Origin of the sequence: Nocardia goodfellowii (assembly GCF_017875645.1) — a bacterium.
Classification (GTDB): domain Bacteria; phylum Actinomycetota; class Actinomycetes; order Mycobacteriales; family Mycobacteriaceae; genus Nocardia; species Nocardia goodfellowii.
Genome location: NZ_JAGGMR010000001.1, coordinates 1,496,612 through 1,514,596 on the forward strand (window position 1 = coordinate 1,496,612; position 17,985 = coordinate 1,514,596).

Annotated in this window: 14 protein-coding genes; 5 read left to right on the forward strand and 9 right to left on the reverse strand. The window is 67.6% G+C overall.

The genetic code is table 11. From position 1 onward, the window contains the following. The first annotated feature begins 56 nt into the window (after nucleotides 1–56). A complete protein-coding gene (locus BJ987_RS06325) occupies nucleotides 57–1,304 on the forward strand; it encodes a TerD family protein (protein ID WP_209885565.1) in 1,248 nt (415 codons plus the stop codon). A 32-nt stretch (nucleotides 1,305–1,336) separates the two neighbouring features. Then, complete coding sequence (locus BJ987_RS06330; protein WP_209885567.1) at nucleotides 1,337–2,917, forward strand: TerD family protein; 1,581 nt, start codon at nucleotides 1,337–1,339, stop codon at nucleotides 2,915–2,917. Here BJ987_RS06330 and BJ987_RS06335 read toward each other — a convergent pair. The 3 genes from BJ987_RS06335 to BJ987_RS06345 all read right to left on the reverse strand — a co-directional run bounded on the left by BJ987_RS06335 (nucleotide 2,914) and on the right by BJ987_RS06345 (nucleotide 8,112). Next, nucleotides 2,914–4,650 (reverse strand): glycosyltransferase family 87 protein, encoded by a 1,737-nt coding sequence (locus BJ987_RS06335; RefSeq protein ID WP_372446929.1) that lies wholly within the window; start codon nucleotides 4,648–4,650, stop codon nucleotides 2,914–2,916. The genes BJ987_RS06330 and BJ987_RS06335 overlap by 4 nt on opposite strands. Nucleotides 4,651–4,749: 99 nt before the next feature. Then, nucleotides 4,750–6,912: a transglycosylase domain-containing protein gene (locus tag BJ987_RS06340; protein WP_209897927.1), complete on the reverse strand. Its 2,163-nt coding sequence runs from the start codon at nucleotides 6,910–6,912 to the stop codon at nucleotides 4,750–4,752. An 810-nt stretch (nucleotides 6,913–7,722) separates the two neighbouring features. Beyond that, nucleotides 7,723–8,112, reverse strand: coding sequence for a DUF5318 family protein (locus BJ987_RS06345; RefSeq protein ID WP_209897929.1), 390 nt, complete (start codon nucleotides 8,110–8,112; stop codon nucleotides 7,723–7,725). Nucleotides 8,113–8,275: 163 nt separating this feature from the next. Between BJ987_RS06345 and BJ987_RS06350 the strand changes: the two genes are divergently transcribed. Both BJ987_RS06350 and BJ987_RS06355 read left to right on the forward strand, forming a co-directional pair. Next, nucleotides 8,276–8,851 (forward strand): PadR family transcriptional regulator, encoded by a 576-nt coding sequence (locus BJ987_RS06350; RefSeq protein WP_209885569.1) that lies wholly within the window; start codon nucleotides 8,276–8,278, stop codon nucleotides 8,849–8,851. Then, nucleotides 8,844–9,926 (forward strand): inositol-3-phosphate synthase, encoded by a 1,083-nt coding sequence (locus BJ987_RS06355; RefSeq protein ID WP_209885571.1) that lies wholly within the window; start codon nucleotides 8,844–8,846, stop codon nucleotides 9,924–9,926. The genes BJ987_RS06350 and BJ987_RS06355 overlap by 8 nt, the downstream gene beginning before the upstream one ends. Nucleotides 9,927–10,171: 245 nt before the next feature. Here BJ987_RS06355 and BJ987_RS06360 read toward each other — a convergent pair whose 3' ends face one another. From BJ987_RS06360 to BJ987_RS06385, 6 genes are all read right to left on the reverse strand, one after another. Further along, nucleotides 10,172–10,597, reverse strand: a complete 426-nt coding sequence (locus BJ987_RS06360) for a GyrI-like domain-containing protein (protein WP_209885573.1) — start codon at nucleotides 10,595–10,597, stop codon at nucleotides 10,172–10,174. 5 nt (nucleotides 10,598–10,602) lie between these two features. Continuing rightward, a complete protein-coding gene (locus tag BJ987_RS06365; protein ID WP_209885575.1) occupies nucleotides 10,603–11,061 on the reverse strand; it encodes a GyrI-like domain-containing protein in 459 nt (152 codons plus the stop codon). A 315-nt stretch (nucleotides 11,062–11,376) separates the two neighbouring features. Beyond that, nucleotides 11,377–13,632, reverse strand: a complete 2,256-nt coding sequence (locus BJ987_RS06370) for a transglycosylase domain-containing protein (protein WP_209885577.1) — start codon at nucleotides 13,630–13,632, stop codon at nucleotides 11,377–11,379. 127 nt (nucleotides 13,633–13,759) lie between these two features. Next, on the reverse strand, nucleotides 13,760–14,635 hold the full coding sequence (locus tag BJ987_RS06375; protein ID WP_209885579.1) for a carbohydrate ABC transporter permease: 876 nt from the start codon (nucleotides 14,633–14,635) through the stop codon (nucleotides 13,760–13,762). Next, complete coding sequence (locus BJ987_RS06380) at nucleotides 14,635–15,618, reverse strand: carbohydrate ABC transporter permease (protein ID WP_372446843.1); 984 nt, start codon at nucleotides 15,616–15,618, stop codon at nucleotides 14,635–14,637. Before BJ987_RS06380 ends, BJ987_RS06375 begins: the two co-directional genes overlap by 1 nt. A gap of 33 nt (nucleotides 15,619–15,651) precedes the next feature. Continuing rightward, a complete protein-coding gene (locus BJ987_RS06385) occupies nucleotides 15,652–16,953 on the reverse strand; it encodes an ABC transporter substrate-binding protein (protein WP_209885581.1) in 1,302 nt (433 codons plus the stop codon). 148 nt (nucleotides 16,954–17,101) lie between these two features. On the opposite strand from BJ987_RS06385, the gene BJ987_RS06390 reads away from it, so the two are divergent. After that, nucleotides 17,102–17,944: a DUF2786 domain-containing protein gene (locus BJ987_RS06390; protein ID WP_209885583.1), complete on the forward strand. Its 843-nt coding sequence runs from the start codon at nucleotides 17,102–17,104 to the stop codon at nucleotides 17,942–17,944. Nucleotides 17,945–17,985: the final 41 nt, after the last annotated feature.

Consider the following 17,985-nt stretch of genomic DNA (forward strand, 5'->3'; position numbering starts at 1 on the left):
CCGCCACATTTCTCGTAGAGTGACTATCGAATGCACCGACAAGCGAAGGGTCTACCTTGTCCGCAACACTCGCCAAGGGCCAGAACGGTCCGCTGGCCACCAACGATGTGGTGATCTCCGTCCAGCTCGCGGCGCCCGCGGACCTGTCCGCGCTGCTGGTAACCGAGCGCGGCAAGGTTCGCTCGGACGCGGACTTCGTGTTCTTCAATCAGCCCAGCGGTCCCGGGGTCAACCTGCAGCCCGCGCCCGCCGGTCAGCCCGCTTCGCTTGCGGTGTCGCTGAATTCGGTTCCGCCGGATATCGAGCAGATCCGCGCCGTGATCACGCTGGACGACGCGTCCAGCAATTTCGGCCAGTTCCCCCCGCCCACGGCGCTCGTCTCGGATTCCAGCGGCAACCAGCTGTTCGAATACCAGATCACCGGATTGCAGAGCGAGTCCATCGTCATCGCGCTGGAGCTGTACCGGCGGCAGGGGTCCTGGAAGGTGCGCGCGGTCGGGCAGGGCTACGCCGGTGGTTTCGCCGCGCTGGTCACCGATCACGGTGTGACCGTCGAGGATTCCGCGTCCTCCGCCGCCGCCCAGGCCAGCCCGCCGCCGGTGAACCCGCCGACCTACCCGCCGCAGCAGCAGTACGCCCCGCCCGCCGGACAGAGCTACCCGCCGCCGACCCAGCAGGCCCCGGCGCCGCAGTCCACCGGCGAGGTCAGTCTCAGCAAGGACCGCTCGGTCAGCCTGGTGAAGGGCCAGCGGGTCACGCTGCGCAAAGAGGGCGGCGCCGCACTGACTTTCGTGAAGATGGGCCTGGGCTGGGATCCGGTGCAGACCCGCGGCATGTTCGGCAATCGCACCGTCGACATCGACCTGGACGCCTCGGTGATCATGTTCGCCGACGCCAACCCGGCGGATTACGCCTACTACGGCCAGCTTTCGTCCAAAGACGGCTCGGTCCGGCACCAGGGCGACAACCTCACCGGTGAGGGTGAGGGCGACGACGAGATGATCCTGGTCGACCTGACCCGCATCCCCGCGCACATCAGCACGCTGATCTTCATCGTGACCTCCTACAAGGGCCACACCTTCGAGCAGGTGCAGAATGCGTTCTGCCGCTTGATCGACGGCATCAACAACGCCGAGCTGGCGCGCTACACGCTGGCCGGCGGCATGGCGTTCACCGGGATGGCGATGGCGAAGGTGTACCGGGCCGGGGCGGACTGGAAAATGCAGGCGCTCGGTGAGGGCTTCCAGGCCAAGCATCCGGGTGAGGCGATTCCGCAGCTCGGCCGCTTCCTGTCGGCGAACTAGCCGCTTCGGCGCGACACAGCGGGGGACACCACATGATTCAGCTCAGGGCCGGTCAGAACACGCCGTTGACCGCGGACGTCATCAGTTTCGGTGCGAAAGCCTCGGCGGCACTGGATGTCTCCGCGCTGGTGGTGGCGGAGAACCTGCGGGTGTTCGACACCGGCGACTTCGTCTTCTACAACCAGACCGCCACGGCGGGAGTGCGACTGGCCGATGACGAGGTGCGGGTCACGCTGTCGCAGGTGCGGGCCGACGCCAAGGCGGTGCTGCTCGTGGTCAGCGCCGACCCGGCGCCGCTGGGCGGGCTCGGGCCGGTGACGGCGGCGTTGTCCGAGAACGGAAGCGTGACAGCCGAATTCGCGATCACGCCGCTGGCGGGGGAGATCGCGCTGATCTGTCTCGAGGTGTATCGCCGGGGTATGGCGTGGAAGGTGCGCGCGGTCGGCCAGGGGTACTCCGGTGGTCTCCCGGTGCTGCTGACAGCGCACGGCGTCGAGGTGGATCACCCGGGGCCGGACGCGCACGTGCGATCCGCGCAGGCCGCCACCCCGCACGGCGCCGACCAGGGCGCGATCGCCGGCCCGCAGCAGGCCGAGCACTCGGCGGGCGCACCACTGGAGATGACCCACGGGGTGGAACGCCTCTGGATGATCTTCGAGGACGCCGCCCGCTCGGCCGCCGCCCTCATCGCCGCGCGCGACTACGCCACCGACCGGCTGGACGAGGAGCTGTCCGCGGCCGTCTCGGACCCGGCCACCCGCAACAGCCCGGCCGGTGCGGCCGCCCGGCAAGCGGCGCATCAGCGCTACGAGGACCTGATCGCCACCGCCGAGGCGAACCATCGCCGCGACAGCGAACACCTCATCCGGGAACTAGCCGACGCCGACAATCAGCTGCCGCCCGCGCTGGCCTCCTGGGACTCGGCCGCCTGGGACCGCCCGGCCGCCAAGTCCGACGGCATCCGTCTCGGCGAGCTGTACGCGGAAGAGCGTGGGCCACTGCGGATTCCGTACTGCGTCCCGGTGCCCCTGACCAGGCCGCTGTGGATCGATACCGAGCGCTCCGCGGCGGTCGTCCCGGTGGTCGGCGCGCTCCTGGCCCGGCTGCGCGCCGCCGACCCCACCCGCCGCTGCCGCCTCGACGTGATCGACCTGTCCGGCGCGTTCACCGGACTGATCGCCCCACTGCTCCCGCTGCTGAACGGCCCGGTGGTCACCGACCACAGCGAGATCTCGCCCCGTATCAAAGCCCTCGCCGACCAGGCCGAACTCGCCGAAATGGCATACAACAGCGACAATTTCACCCCACCGGCCGAGCATCGAGTGCTGATCGCCGCGGATTTCCCGCACGGTTACCAGCCTGTCGACGCGCAGCGCATCGGCGCGCTCATGCTGCGCGGCGATCTGATCGGGTTGTCCATCATGATCGTCGGCACCGACGAATCCGAATCCGAGGACGAGACCATCGCGGTCCTGTCCCAGGCCTGCCGTCACCTGCCGACGCTCTCGGACACCCCCATGTTCGATCCGTGGACCGGCAGCGCGTGGCGGCTCGAACTCGACCTGCTCCCGCCCGACCCGCATCGGCAAGCCCGGCTGCTGCGCGTCGACTAGCGGCGGAGCTGCTCCACGGGCCGCGCCGGGTGGTGGTCGCGCACCGAATCCCACGGACGCAACCACTCCGGCAGCCACGGCAGCAGCGGATCGGGCGCACGATCGGCGACCCCGCCGACCGGATCGTCCACGAAATCGCGGCGTACCAGGTCTTGTTCGGGGTGATAGACCTGCCAGACGATCAACGCGCACAACCCCAGCACGGCGAGGTCGCGGAGCGCGACGGTGCCGGTGAACCACTGCTCCGGCAAGCCTTTTCGATCCAGCCCGAGGTAGTAGAACATCCGCGGCACCCACACCAGCGCGTCGATTGTCATCCAGGCCAGCAGGATTCGGCGATGCGGCAGCGCCAGCACGGCCAGCGGCACCAGCCACAGCGAGTACTGCGGACTCCACACCTTGTTGGTCAGCAGGAACGCCGCCACCACCAGAAAGCACAGTTGCGCCAGTCGCGGCCGCTTCGGCGCGGTCAGCGCGAGATAGGCGATGAGCAGGCAGGCCAGGACGAACAGCACCAGCGACACCGTGTTCAGCACGGTGGGCGGCTGTCCGTGCTCCAGCGGCCCGTCGAACCCGCTCCACCCCGTGAACGAGGTGATCACGTTGTAGATCGAGTCCGGGTCCGCGTGCCGGGTGGTGTTGAGCCGGAAGAACTCTCGCCACCCGTCGGGGAACAGCAACGCGATCGGCAGGTTCACCAGTAGCCAGGTGCCCAATGCCGCGCCCACCGCCACTCCGGCGGCGCCGAGCGGGCGCACGCTCACAAGCCGGACGCGGGAAGGTGTCTCACGGATCCAGGTCAGTGCGGCCGCACCGCTGTCGATATCGCGCAGTCGCTGTCCGAACCGGGAACTCGGGGTCCGATGCATCGGATCCACCCGCAGGCACAGCACCACGATCGGCCCGAGCAGCAGCAGCGGATACAGTTTCGCCGCGCCGCCCAGCCCGAGCAGTACGCCGGCGAGTACCGGCCGCCGGCGCGCCCAGGCCAGCAGACCGGTCGCCGCGAAGGCGGTCGCGAGCGCGTCGAAATTGGTGAACGCGTGCACGATGACCAGCGGGGAGCAGGCGATCAGCGCCACGTCCCAGATCCGCCGACCGGCCAGCGAGGCCGACGCCCACACCGTCACCAGCCAGGCCAGCGCCAACCCGAGCGCGATCACGTTGAAGTAGATGACCACCTGCAGCGCGCCGGGTAACGGCGAGGCGTCCCAGGACTTGGCGAGCTGCATCCCCAGGTACTGGTACAGCCCGGACAGCACCGGATACTCCATGTACCGGGTCTCGACCCCGCCGTCGGGCCGCTCCTCGGTCCACTTCTTCTTGTACGGGAACGCGCCCTCGTCCAGCCGCTCCGCCCCGTACAGCGGCACGGTGTCGGAGTAGCACATGGCGGTGTACTGGCGTCCGTTGTTCCAGTCCAGCATCGGCCGCCCGTCCGAGGCGGTCGTCTGCTGGATACACGGCGACTTCGCCGCCCAGCCGAGCGCCAGGAAGAACACGGTGAACAGGAACAGCACCCGCAGCGGCGTCCAGAACCGGGCGCGCCCGATCAGCGCGTGATCGCCGACCGGGCCACCCACCACCGTGGACAGCTGCGCCGTCAGGGAGTCGTTGCGGCTCGGCCGATCTCGTCCATCGGCCGACCGCAGATCCGGCGCCGGGGGCCCGGCGAACACATACCGCGCACCCGGATGGTCCGCCTCGACGAGCTCCTGCCCCCCACTGGACAGCGGCACACTCCCATTCGTCCGCGCGTCCGTCAGTTGCTGATCCACGGCACCCGAGGTTACAGGCGCATCAGTAGACACCCCTCGACAACCTCAGCGCGCCTACCGTTCCCGAGTTGTCGGCTGCGTCTGGTTTCCGTTGCCGTTCCCGTTGTTGCTCGGACGCTGTGAATTCGTCGTGGTCGGCTGTGCGCCGTCGGTCGGCGCGACCGGCTGGCCGGGCAGCGGACCGGAATCCGGGGTTTCCGGCAGCTCCTGTTGCTGCTGTTGTTGCTGCTGCGGCTGCTGGACGCCGGGCACCGGGATGGTGATGCCGGGCAGGATCTCCACCTGGCTCGGCACGATCACCGGCGGCACGAACTGCTGCTGGGTGCTGGAGGGCGCGGTGTAGGGCGCGGACCACTCCGGCACACCGGCCTGGCCCTTGATCGGGGCCGGCTTCGGGAAGGTCTCATTGGGGGTGCCCGAGAGCGCACCGTCCATGGTGGCTTTCCAGATGTCCGACGGCAGACCCGAACCGTAGATCATGCCGCCCTGGTAGTTGCGCAGCTTGGAGTTGTCGACGCTGCCGACCCACACCGCGGTGGACAGCGACGGCGTGTAGCCGACCATCCAGGCGTCCTTATTCTCGCCGGTATCGCCGAGCTGGGCGGTGCCGGTCTTGGCGGCGGACTCCCGGCCGTTGGCCAGCTGGTGGTTGCGCGACCAGGCCGCGATCGGCTTCATCGCCGCGGTGACGTTGTCCGCGACGGCCGCGGAAATCCGCTGCTCGCCGGGGACCTCACCGCGGTCCAGCAAGACCTGTCCGTCCGCGCTGACGACCTTGGTCACGAAATGCGGCGCGTGGTAGACGCCCGAAGCCGCGAAAGTCGCGAACACCGAGGCCATATCGAGCGGCCGAGCCTGGTACTGGCCCAGCACGATGCCGTTGTTCGGGCCGGAGCCGTCCGGCTCGGAGAGCGTCTTGCCCACGCCCGGAAGGGTTTCCGGGATACCGAGCTTGTGGCCCATGTCCGCGATCTTCTTCGGGCCGTTGCCCATGTCCAGCTGCATCCGGTAGAAGCTGGTGTTCAGCGAGCGCTTCATCGCCTCGGCGATCGTGCACATACCGCACTGCTCGCCTTCCACATTGGTGATCTTGATGCCGTTCACGGTCAGCGGCGAGCTGTCGTACATCTGCGACAGCGGAACGCCCTGCTCCAGGTTCGCGGCCAAGCCGATCGCCTTGAACGCCGAGCCGGTCTGCAGCGGGGCATTCGCGTAATCCCAGCCCTGACCGTCGGTGCCGCCGTAGTAGGCCCGCACCGCACCGGTGCGCGGATCGATCGACACCGACGCGGTGCGCAGCTGCTCGGGCTCACCCTGCATCTTCTTGGTCGCGGCATCCACCGCGGCCTGCTGCATCTTCGGGTCGATGGTGGTGGTGATCTTCAGGCCCTCGGTGTTGAGCTCGTGCTCACTGATGCCGGCGGCGGCGAGCTCCTTGAGCACCTGGGCTTTGACCAGGCCCTCGGGTCCGGAATCCTGGGACTTGTCCCGGGTCGAGGCGAGCGGCACCACGGTCGGGTACTGCATACCCTGGCGCTCGGTACTCGCCAGGTTGCCCATGTCGACCATGCCGTCGAGCACATAACCCCAGCGCGATTTCGCGCCCTCGGGGTTCTTCTCCGGGTCCAGCGCCGACGGCAGCTGAATGGTGGCGGCCAGCACCGCGCCCTCGGGGACGCTGAGTTCCTGCACCGGCTTACCGAAATAGGCCTTGGCCGCCGCGTCGATACCGTATGCGCCGCGACCGAAGTAGATGGTGTTCAGATACGCGGTGAGAATCTCGTCCTTGCTCCACTGCCGCGCCATCTTCGCCGAGATGACGAGCTCGCGCAGCTTACGGGTGTACGAGCGTTCGTCACCGACCATCGCGTTCTTCACGTACTGCTGGGTGATGGTCGAGCCACCACCGGCGCTTTCCTTGCCCATGAGGTTGTCGCGGGCGGCGCGCGCGAAGCCGGAGATGGAGAAACCCGGGTTGGTGTAGAAATCCCGGTCCTCGGCGGCGATCACCGCGTTGCGGACGTGCGGCGGGATCTGATCGATGGTGACGTCGGTGCGGTTGCCCTCCGGCGGCACCACCTTGCTGAGCACGGTCTCGCCGTCGTTGCCGTAGATGAAGGCGACCTGATTGTTCTTCAGATCACCGGGCTTGGGCACCGACACCGAGGAGTAGGCGATCAGGAACGCGGTGCTCGGCACCACGATGGCCAGCGCCATCAGCACATACAGGGTGCGGCGCACGATCTTCCACGGCGACCGCTTGCGCTGGGCGGGACGGCGCTTGCCGGGGCCGTCGTCGCCGCCGTCACCACCGCGGCCGCCGCGGCGCGGCGGGGGACCGGACGGCGGACCGCCCGCTGTCACCCGGCGCTCGCCGGAAGTCGGACCGGTCGGACGGCTGTTGCGACCCGTGCGCTCGACACCGGGACGATTATCGCGGCCGGGACGGTCGGCGCCGGGACGCTCGGTCGCCGGGCGCGGCGCTGTCACCGGGCGCGAACCCGTCGCGGGACGCGCGCCGGCGCCCGCCTCGGGACGTCGATTGCGTTCGGCCACAGCCTCACTCAGCGAACCCGGACGACCCGGGTTCGGAAGCTTTTGAGTGGCCTGCGGATTGGGTGCGCCCTGGGGCGGCCGGCCTTGCGGCGGGCGACCCTGGGGCGGGCGGCCCTGCGGCGGCGGGCCCTGGGGCGGGCGACCCTGCGGCGGCGGACCCTGCCGCGGTGGCATGGGATTACGCGGTCCACCCTGCGGCGGCGGTGGATTCTGATCGCCGCGCGGATTCCGCTCCCGCGGGTCCCGCGCGTGTGGCGGGGGCAGCGGGCGGAAACCGGGTGGGGGACCCTGCCGTCGCTCCGGGGAGCCGGGAGCCGGATGTGAACCTCGCTGTGGACGGCCGCCGTGCGGATCATCGCCGTAGGGGGAAGTCTCGTAAGGCGAATTCACTGACAAGATCTCCATAACTCGTATCGGACTGCGGGTCTTCGGGTCTGGCGGCCGTGGCCGACGCCCGCGTTCGCGGTTAGCTCATTCGGCGGCAGTACGCCGGTTCGCGCGGCGCCGTGTCGGGGCCGGAGCCGTGCCGAGCACGTAGGACTGCACCAGATGATTCCAGCTGCAGGTCCGGCATACCTCGACGACATGAACCGAGAATTCCGACCGCGTCTCGGCGAGACGCACCAGCTCCTCGGGGGTACGAGCGGACCCGGCTGCCGGTCCGAGCTCGTCACCGTAGACCCAGGATACGAGTGTCAGCTGCTCTTTCCTGCAGATAGGGCACGTAACCTCGCTCCCCCGGCCGTGGAACTTGGCCGCACGCAGGAGGTAGGGATTCGCATCACATACCTCGGCGACGCCCACCCGGCCCGCATACACGTCAGCCAGCAACGACCGGCGCCGGAGCGCGTAGTCGACCACCTGCCGCTGAATAAGCACGGACCCCAGAGTACTGGTGAACCCCGAGTGCTGCCCTGGCCAGAGTGCGCCGTCACCTCGACGTGCGGGCAACTATATCGGGACGATATAGTAGGCAATCGCATCTGTTGGTTAGGTCTGGACACAAGTCAGGGGGTGAAGCCCGATGCTCGAGCTGGCAATCCTCGGGCTGCTCCTCGAAGCGCCCATGCACGGCTACGAGTTGCGCAAGCGGCTCACCGGTCTGCTCGGGCCGTTTCGGGCCTTCTCCTACGGGTCGCTCTATCCGACGCTGCGGCGCATGCAGGCCGACGGGTTGATCGACGAGGAGAACGTCGCGGGCGTCACCATGCGCCGCGCGCGACGGGTCTATCAACTGACACCGCAGGGGCGGGAACGGTTCACCGAACTGCTTGCCGACACCGGCCCGCAGAACTACACCGATGACGGCTTCGGCGTCCACCTCGCCTTCTTCAACCGCACCCCCGCCGAGGCGCGGATGCGGATCTTGGAGGGCAGGCGCAGGCAGGTCGAGGAGCGCCGAGAGAGTCTGCGGGAAGCGATCAAGAAGGCCAGCGGGTCCCTGGATCGCTACACCCGGCAGCTGCACCAGCTCGGTCTGGAATCAAGCGAGCGCGAAGTGCGCTGGCTCAACGAGTTGATTGCGGCGGAGCAATCGACGAGCTCGTCTGCCCAGAAGAATTCAGCACCACAGAAAGAGGGAAACACCGGCCATGAGTAGTGAAGGTCAAAAGCAAGTTCGCGTGGCCATTGTGGGCGTTGGCAACTGCGCCTCCTCCTTGGTCCAGGGCGTGCAGTACTACAAGGACGCGGACGAGAACGCGACTGTGCCCGGTCTGATGCACGTCAAGTTCGGCCCGTACCACGTCCGCGACGTGAAGTTCGTCGCCGCGTTCGACGTCGACGCCAAGAAGGTCGGCTTCGACCTGGCCGACGCCATCTTCGCGAGCGAGAACAACACCATCAAGATCTCCGACGTGCCGCCGTCCGATGTGGTCGTGCAGCGCGGCCCGACGCTGGACGGCATCGGCAAGTACTACGCCGAGACCATCGAGCTGTCCGAGGCCGAGCCGGTCGACGTCGTGCGGGTGCTGAAGGACGCGAACGTCGACGTCCTGGTCTCCTACCTGCCCGTCGGCTCCGAAGAGGCGGACAAGTTCTACGCCCAGTGCGCCATCGACGCGGGTGTGGCCTTCGTCAACGCGCTGCCGGTGTTCATCGCCTCCGACCCGGTGTGGGCGCAGAAGTTCACCGACGCCGGTATCCCGATCGTCGGCGACGACATCAAGTCGCAGGTCGGCGCGACCATCACGCACCGGGTGATGGCCAAGCTGTTCGAGGACCGCGGCGTGCAGCTCGACCGCACCATGCAGCTCAACGTGGGCGGCAACATGGACTTCAAGAACATGCTCGAACGCGAGCGCCTCGAATCCAAGAAGATCTCCAAGACCCAAGCCGTCACCAGCAACCTGAAGAAGGAGCTGGGCGCCAACGACGTGCACATCGGCCCGTCCGATCACGTCGGCTGGCTGGACGACCGCAAGTGGGCCTACGTGCGCCTGGAAGGCCGTGCCTTCGGTGACGTGCCGCTGAACCTGGAGTACAAGCTCGAGGTGTGGGATTCGCCGAACTCCGCGGGCATCATCATCGACGCGGTGCGCGCCGCGAAGATCGCCCTCGACCGCGGCATCGGCGGCCCGGTCATCCCGGCCTCGGCCTACCTGATGAAGTCCCCGCCCAAGCAGCTCGCCGACGACGTCGCGCGCGAGCAGCTGGAAGCGTTCATCGCTGAATAGTTTGGCGGCGTCAGTTTCGGCGGCGCCTGCGGCGCCGCGGGTTCGCGGCCCATTGATGTCTCGCCTCCGAGTAGCCGAGTCTTGCGCCTGCGGCGCTTGCGCTTTCGGCTACTCGGAGGCGAGACGGGCCGCGAACTTGTGATCGGGCTCGCTTCGCTCGAAAACAGTTGCCGGTGTTGTCGGGTGGTATGGGAAAGCGCTGAGTCATTGTGACTCAGCGCTTTTCGTTGATACTTGGTGCTTTGTCAATCCAGGGAGACGTATACCTCGACCGAGGTGGGGCCGGTGTAGCGCTCCAGTTCTGCTCGGTGCGAACGGGTGATCTTGCCTGCCGCTTCGGCTTTCGCGACTTGCGCCCATGCGGTGCGGAGCAGGTCGTATGGCTTGTCGGAGACAACGAATTTGGCGTAGCGACCGGTGGGGATGCGGGTAAGCACGTCGCCGGCGTCCACGTCGTCCAGGCCGCTCACCTCGTAGCCGAGGACGGCGACGGCGTGATCGTTCTGTCCGATGTAAGCGGCCATCCGGGGCACCGCCTTCTCTCTGGCGAGATAGCGGTCCCAGGTGAAATTCACCAGGTCCAGATCTCGGTTGGTCACTTCGCGCCCGGCCAGCGGAATGGTCAGTCCCGCGATCAAACTCTGGTCCAGCGTGACAATCTCGAAGTCCACGGTTTCTACCCCTCGCCCTGGTCGTCTGCCAGCGCCACGAACACCTCGGCCGTGCGCGAATCCGGATAGTGCTCCAAGTCACCGGTGTAGGAGCGCACGAACTTGCCCGCGGCCTCGGCATCCCACACCGCCCGCCAGATGCTGACCACGGTGTCGCCGAGGTTGTCGCCGCTGGCGGTGAACCGGGCGAACCGGCCGGCCGGCACTCGAGCGAGCACATCGCCGTCCTGCAGATCGTCCAGGCTGTCGCAGCGGTAGCCGACGATATGGGTCAGATACGAATTGATCTCTGGCGCGTGGTCGACGTACGCGGTGGTCGGGGGTCCGGGCAGTTTGCGCGCCATGGTGCGCTTCCACGCTTCTTCCACCTTGACGCGGCGCGGCCCTTCGACCGCGAGCGCCGGGCTGCGCAGAACTGTGCCCGCCACCAGCGTCTCGGGACGGTCAACGACATTGAAATCCACCGGCGTTGCCCCTATGTCTAGTCTGTTTCGCTTGGCGGCGCTGTGCTTACCCGTCCCGGTCGGCTTCGCTCCCTGCCATCCCCGGCGGGTGCCTCGTTACTCCCGGGCCTTCCTGGCTCGTCGTTCGCGCCGCTGTTCGTCGCTCGAGCGCCTATCCTTCCGCATCATCGCCTCGGCGTCAGTGCCGACCCGGATCCGGATTCGGAGTTTTCACCCAGGCTTCGCTCTCACTCTGGCAAACGATGCTGCCATGTCATGTGTTCCTGTGGGGCGTGGTAGGTCACAAGATCGACAAGACTGGCTGTGAAGTGGCTGTCACCTGGGCACCGGGATGCTGAAACCAGGGAAAATCTCCACCTCGCCGGGGCCGGGGCCGGGCGGGAACACGATGACCGGCTCCCGATCCTGCTCCGGGGCCTGGTTCTGCGGATTGAGAATGTCGTATGGCCCCCCGGACGGTCGGCCCGGAATGACGGCCTGCGCGTTGGCCGGAGCGGCGGGCGCGGGTAACGGCTCGACCGGAGTGCCGGCCAGTGCGCCGTCCATCACCTGCTTCCAGATGTCCGCGGGCAGGCCCGACCCGTAGATGTCGGCGCCGCGGGCGGTGCGCAGCGGCTGGGGCTGTTCGGTGCCGATCCAGACCGCGGTGGACAGCGACGGCGTGAAGCCGATCATCCAGGCGTCCTTGTTCCACCTGCTCTGGCCGAGTTGGGTGGTGCCGGTCTTGGCGCCGGACGGGCGGCCTTCGGCGAGAGCGTGGCCGTTGGAGTACGCGGCGATGGGTTCCATGGCCGCGATGGTGTTCTCGGCGATCGAGCGCGGGATGCGCTGCTCGCCCTCCGGAAGCTGCTGTCCCACCCGATTTTCCGGGGCGCCCCGATCGAGCAGCACCCGACCGTCGCCGGTGACCACGCGCTGCACGAAATACGGCTGGTGGTAGACCCCGGAGGCGGCGATGGTGGCGTAGGCCGAAGCCATGTCGATGGGCCGGACCAGGTACTGGCCCAACACGATTCCGTTGAGCGGGCGGCCGCCGTCCTCGGTCAGCGTCTTGCCCGCCACGCCGGGGATCTCCTCCGGGATGCCGGCCTGGTGCGCGGCGTCGGCGATGGCGCCCGGACCGTTGAACATGGTCATGGTCAATCGGTAGTAGCTGGTGTTCAGCGAGCGCTTCAACGCCTCGGCGAGGCTGCACTTGCCGCAGCTCTCGTCGTCCACGTTGGTGATCTTGGTGCCGCGGTCGGTGACCGGGGAACTGTCCATCACGCGGTGCAGCGGGATGCTCTGCTGCTGGGCGGCGATCGCCGCGAAAACCTTGAAGGCCGAACCGGTTTGCAGCGGCGCCTGGGCGAAGTCGTAGCCGATGCCGTCCTCACCGCCGTAGTAGGCGCGCACCGCACCGGAGCGCGGATCGATCGACACCACGGCGCCGCGCAGTTCGGGCGGCTGCCCACCGAGACGGTCGGCGATCGCGCCCAGGGCGGCCTGCTGGGCCTTGGCGTCGATGGTGGTGGTGATCTGCAGCGCGCCGGTGTTCAGGTCACGTTCGCTGATGCCCGAGGCGCGCAGTTCGCGCAGCACCTGGGTGCGGATCAGGCCCTCGGGCCCACGCGCCTCGTTCTCGCTGGGCATCTCGGCGATCGGGAGGATATCGGGGAAGCGGGTCGCGTCGCGGTCACCGGGAGCCAGCACGCCCATCTCGATCATGCCGTTGAGCACATACTCCCAGCGCGCTTTCAGTTCCGGCAGATGGGTTTCCGGGTCCAGCAGCGAGGGGGTGCGCAGCACGGCGGCCAGCATCGCGCCCTCGGCGCGGGACAGCTGCGGCGGCTCCTTGCCGAAGTAGGCCTTGGCCGCGGCGGCGATCCCGTAGGCGCCGCGGCCGTAGTAGACGGTGTTGAGGTAGGCGGCGAGGATGTCGTCCTTGCTCCACTGCCGGGACATCTTCGCGGCGATGATCAGCTCACGCATCTTCCGGCTCACGCTGCGCTCGGAGCCGAGGAAGGCGTTCTTCACGTACTGCTGGGTGATGGTGGAGCCGCCGCCGGCGTTCTCCCGGCCGAGCAGGTTGTCCCGGGTGGCGCGCAGGAAGCCGGAGGTGGAGTAACCGGCGTTGGTGTAGAAACTGCGGTCCTCGGCGGCGAGCACCGCGTCGCGCACGTGCTGCGGCACCGCGGCGAGCGGGACGGGAATCCGATTACCGTCCGGCGGTACGACTTTGGAGATGACAGTGCTGCTGTCGGAGGCCAGGATGGTGGCGATCTGATTCGTCTGCACCGACGACGGGCCGGGGATCTCGGCGCTCCAGTAGGCCAGGCCCGACAGCAGCGCGGGCACGCCGGCGAAAATGATGAACAACGCGAGCACGAGTCTGCGGACGCGTTCGGCGCGGGAGCGCGGCGGGCGATCGGCCCCGGCGTCCGGCGGTTGCTCGGCCGGGCGCTTCTTCGGCGCGGGCCGCACCGGCGGTGTGGGCGGCAGTGTCGGCTCGTCCCATCCCGCGAGCGAGGGATAGGGGGCGGCCGGTTTCTCGCGGTCTCTTCGCTTGCCGAACAACGAGCGCACGATCATCTCCTCCCGGAGCGTCGGTCGGACTCACCTGTGCCAAAGCAACGATCGGTACAGCACACCCGACGCTTCGAGACTATCGCGCCCGGGACGTGCCGGGATGCTATCACCGCACCCCGGCACTGGATCCCTAGCTCTTGACGCCGCCCGCGGTCAGACCGGAGATGATGCGACGCTGGAAGATCAGGACCATGATCACCAGCGGAATGGTGACGATGGTGCCCGCGGCCATGATCGCGGCGTAGGGCGGCACCACCGGGTTGTTGCCGGAGAACCGCGCGATGGCGACGGTCACCGGTTCGGTCGCGCCGCTGGAAAGCAGACGCGCCAGCAGGTATTCGTTGACCGCGGCGATGAAGGCCAGGATCGCGGTGGTGAACACCGCGGGCGCGGCCAGCGGCAGCATGACCAGCCGGAAGGCCTGCATCTTGTTCGCGCCGTCGATGCGCGCGGCCTCTTCGAGCTCCCAGGGGAGCTCGGTGAAGAACGACGCCAGGATGTACACCGTCATCGGCAGCACGAACGAGATGTTCGGGATGATCATCGCCTGGTATTCGCCGATCCAGCCGATATTGGTGAACAGCTGGAACAGCGGGGTCACCAGCACGACCACCGGGAACATCGAGGCGGACAGGATCAGCCCGGACACCAGGTACTTGCCGCGGAAGGCCAGCCGGGCCAGCGCGTAGGCCGCGAAGATGCCGATCAGCAGCGCGAGCACCGTGGTGATCGAGCCGATGATGAAGCTGTTGATCAGCGCCTTCCCGAAGTCGTTGCCACGGGAGGTGTCGAAGGCGTTGCGGAAATTCTCCATGGTCAGATGCGTCGGCCACGGAGTGTTGTCGAAGGTGTAGTCCGGATCGCGGAACGCGGTGACCGCCATCCAGTAGAACGGGCCCAGTCCCCACACCAGGATGATCAGCACACCCAGATACAGCCGCACCGAGGTGAGCCGCTTGGTCCACGGGACCGGCTGCGCGGCCGGGGTTTTCGTCGCGACGGACATCAGCGCACCGCCCCTTCTCGCTGGGCTTCCTGAGTGCGAACGGCATTGGCGCCCAGCACCTTCACGAGCAGGAACGCGATCGCGAAGATGAGCAGGAAGGTGATGGTGGACAGCGCCGCGGCGCTGTTGGGACCCTGCCGGAACTGATCGACCACCAGGATCGAGGCGGTCCGGGTGTTCGGGTTGCCCTGGGTCATGATGGCGGGCAGGTCGAACATGCGCAGCGCGTCCATGGTGCGGAACAGCACCGCGACCAGCAGCGCGGGCTTGAGCAAGGGCAGCGTGATCTGAGTGAAGCGCTGCCAGGCCGACGCGCCGTCGACCTTCGCGGCCTCGTAGACATCGCCGGGGATGACCTGCAGACCGGCCAGCAGCAGCAGGGCCATGAACGGGGTCGTCTTCCAGACGTCGGCGGCGATCACCGCGATCCGGGAAGCCCACGGATCGGTGGTCCAGAGGATGTGCGTACCGAGTATCCGGTTGACCACCCCGTCGTACTGGAACATGAACTCCCACAACCGCGCCGTGACGGCGGTCGGGATGGCCCACGGGATGAGCACCGCCGCGCGCAGCAACGCGCGGCCGGTGAAGCTTTTGCCCATCACCATCGCCATGCCGAGGCCGATGGTGGCCTCCAGCGTGACGGTGACGACGGTGAAGAACAGGGTGACGCCGATGGCCAGCCAGAACTGCGAACCGAGGTTGCCGGTCGGGCAGGCCACCGTCTCACCGGTCGGCAGCGTGCATTGCTGCAACAGCCAGTGCGTGTAGTTGGCGAACCCGGCGTTGCCGCCCTCGACGAACATGCCCGTCGCCGGGTCCAGACCCGCGTCCTTCTGGAACGACATGTAGATCGCGCGGAACACCGGGTAACCGATGACCACCGCCAATGCGACCAGCACCGGTGCCACGAACAGCCACGGTTTGCCACTGTCACGGAAGCTGAATCGTTTGCGTGTAGCCGTTCCAGAAGGATCCGACACCGTTATCTCTCTCCTACGGTTGGGTCGGGTCTACTACGAGCCGGCCGACTCGATGCCCTTCTGCATACCGACGATCGCGTCGTCCACGGACTTCTCGCCGCGCAGCGCCGCGGCGGCGTTGTCCTGGATGGCCTTGGAGACCGCCGGGTAGAACGGGGTGACCGGGCGCGGCACCGCGCTGGCGATCGAGTCCTTCAGGGCGGGCAGGTACGGCATCTTCGCGATCAGCGCCGGGTCGTCGTACATCGACGCGCGCACCGACGGCAGCGAGCTGGCGGCCACCAGTTGCTGGGCCTCTTCGCTGATCAGGTAGCGCAGGAAGTCCAGCGCGGTCGCCTTGTTCTTGGAGAAGGCGCTGATCCCCGCGTTGTAACCGCCGAGGGTGGACGCGCCGACGCCGTTCTCACCGGGCAGCGGGGCCACGGCGAACTTGTCCTTGACCGAGGAGCCCTCGGAGCCGAGGTCACCGAAGGTGGACGGCCAGCCGCGCAGGAACATCAGCTTGCCGGACTGGAAGGCGTTGGCCGACTCGGGTTCCTTGAAGGTGATGGCCTCTTTGGGGATGTCACCGTTCTTGTAGGCGTCCACCAGCGTGGTCAGACCCTTGCGGGCCTGCGGGCTGTTCACGGTCGGGGTCTTGCCGTCGGGCCCGACGAAGGTGCCGCCGAAGCCGTTGATCACCTCGGAGGCGTTCACGGTCAGGCCCTCGTAGGTGGCGAACTGGCCCGCGTAGCAGCCGATGTTCTGCGCCTTGGCGATCGGGCACTGGGCGAGCAACTCGGTCCAGGTCTTGGGCGGGGACTGAACCAGGTCGGTGCGGTAGAACAGCAAGCCGCCGTTGGTGTTTCGGGGGGCGGCGTACAACGTGTTGTTGTAGGTCGCGCTGGCCACCGGCGGGGACAGCAGCGACGAGGTATCGATGGCGAAGGTGTCCTTCAGCGGCTGCAGGTAGCCCTTGGCGGCGAACTCGGCGGTCCACGGCACGTCCAAGGCGACCACGTCGTAGTCGGCGGACTTGGAGCGCATGTGCTCGACCAGGTCGTCGTACTGCTGCGAGGCGTCGTTCGACTGTTCCTTGAACGTCACCTGCTCAGCCGGGTGCGCGGCGTTCCAGCGCTCGATCAGCTGCTTGACCACACCGGTATCGGTGGTGTCCTTGCCCTCGACATAGGTGATCGGACCGCGACCGGTCAGGTTCTGGCTGGTCGGGTTGGTACCGCTGTCGCTGGAGCAGGCACTCGTGAACGCCCCCGTGAGCAGCGCGCACGCGGTGACCGCCAGCGCGGCCCGCGGCACGAGCGACGTTCGTAGCGCCGACACCTTCTTCAAAGCCATCGCGTTCACTCCAGAGTTGATCGTGAGCGGCGGCACAGACTGCCGCTGCACAAGGCAAGATACATGGTGCGCGTGGAAGCCGTCCCGATTGTGCCGGTTTCGTACTCACCCGACCGCCTCCTCCGGGCCTCTCCTACGATGGCTGGCGATGACTGCGCCGAATGGGGACCGGATGCTCACGCGGATCGGGGGATTGCTGCGGCAGGCCGAGTCCACCGACAACGAGCACGAGGCCGAAGCCTTCCTGGCCGCGGCGCAACGACTGGCGACCCGCTCATCGATCGATCTCGCGGTGGCGCGCGCGCATGTGCGTGGACGCGAACGCAGGCCGACGCCGGTGCAGCGGGTCATCCCGATCGGCGCGGCGGGCAAGAAGGGATTGCGCACCTACGTGCAGTTGTTCGTCGCTATCGCGCACGCCAACGACGTGCGCTGCGATGTTGCGCGGACCTCGACGCAGGTTTACGCCTACGGATTCGATTCCGATATCGACACCTGTGAAGCCCTGTATACAAGTCTGCTGATCCAGATGGTGCGCGCTTCGGACCATTACATCAAATCCGGCGCGTACAAGACGGCGACGGTGGAGAAAGTGGTCGCCGAAAAGCGCTGGGGGCGAACCGTGCAACGCCGTGTGCAGGCGCCAGTCGCGCCGGTGACGGCACGGTTGAACTTCCAGATGGCGTTCGCGGCCCGGGTCGGGAAGCGGCTGGCGGCGGTGAAGCAAGAGGTGGAGACCGAGGCGGTCGTTCCGTCGGAAACGTCCCGCGGCACGGCGTTGGCCTTGCGCGACAAAGAGATCGAGCTCGTCGACTTCTACAAGCAGACCTCCGAGGCCCGCGGCACCTGGCGTGGACCGCAGGCCTCGGCCGGGCATTCCGCGGCGGCGCGGCGAGCCGGTGACCGCGCGGGCAAGGCGGCGCGTCTGGGTACATCGCCGGAATTAGGCGCGGCCCGTGCGCAATTGGCCGGGCGCGACCACACGGAGTGATCCGATTGTGGACAATTGACGGACCGTAGACGCGGGGGATC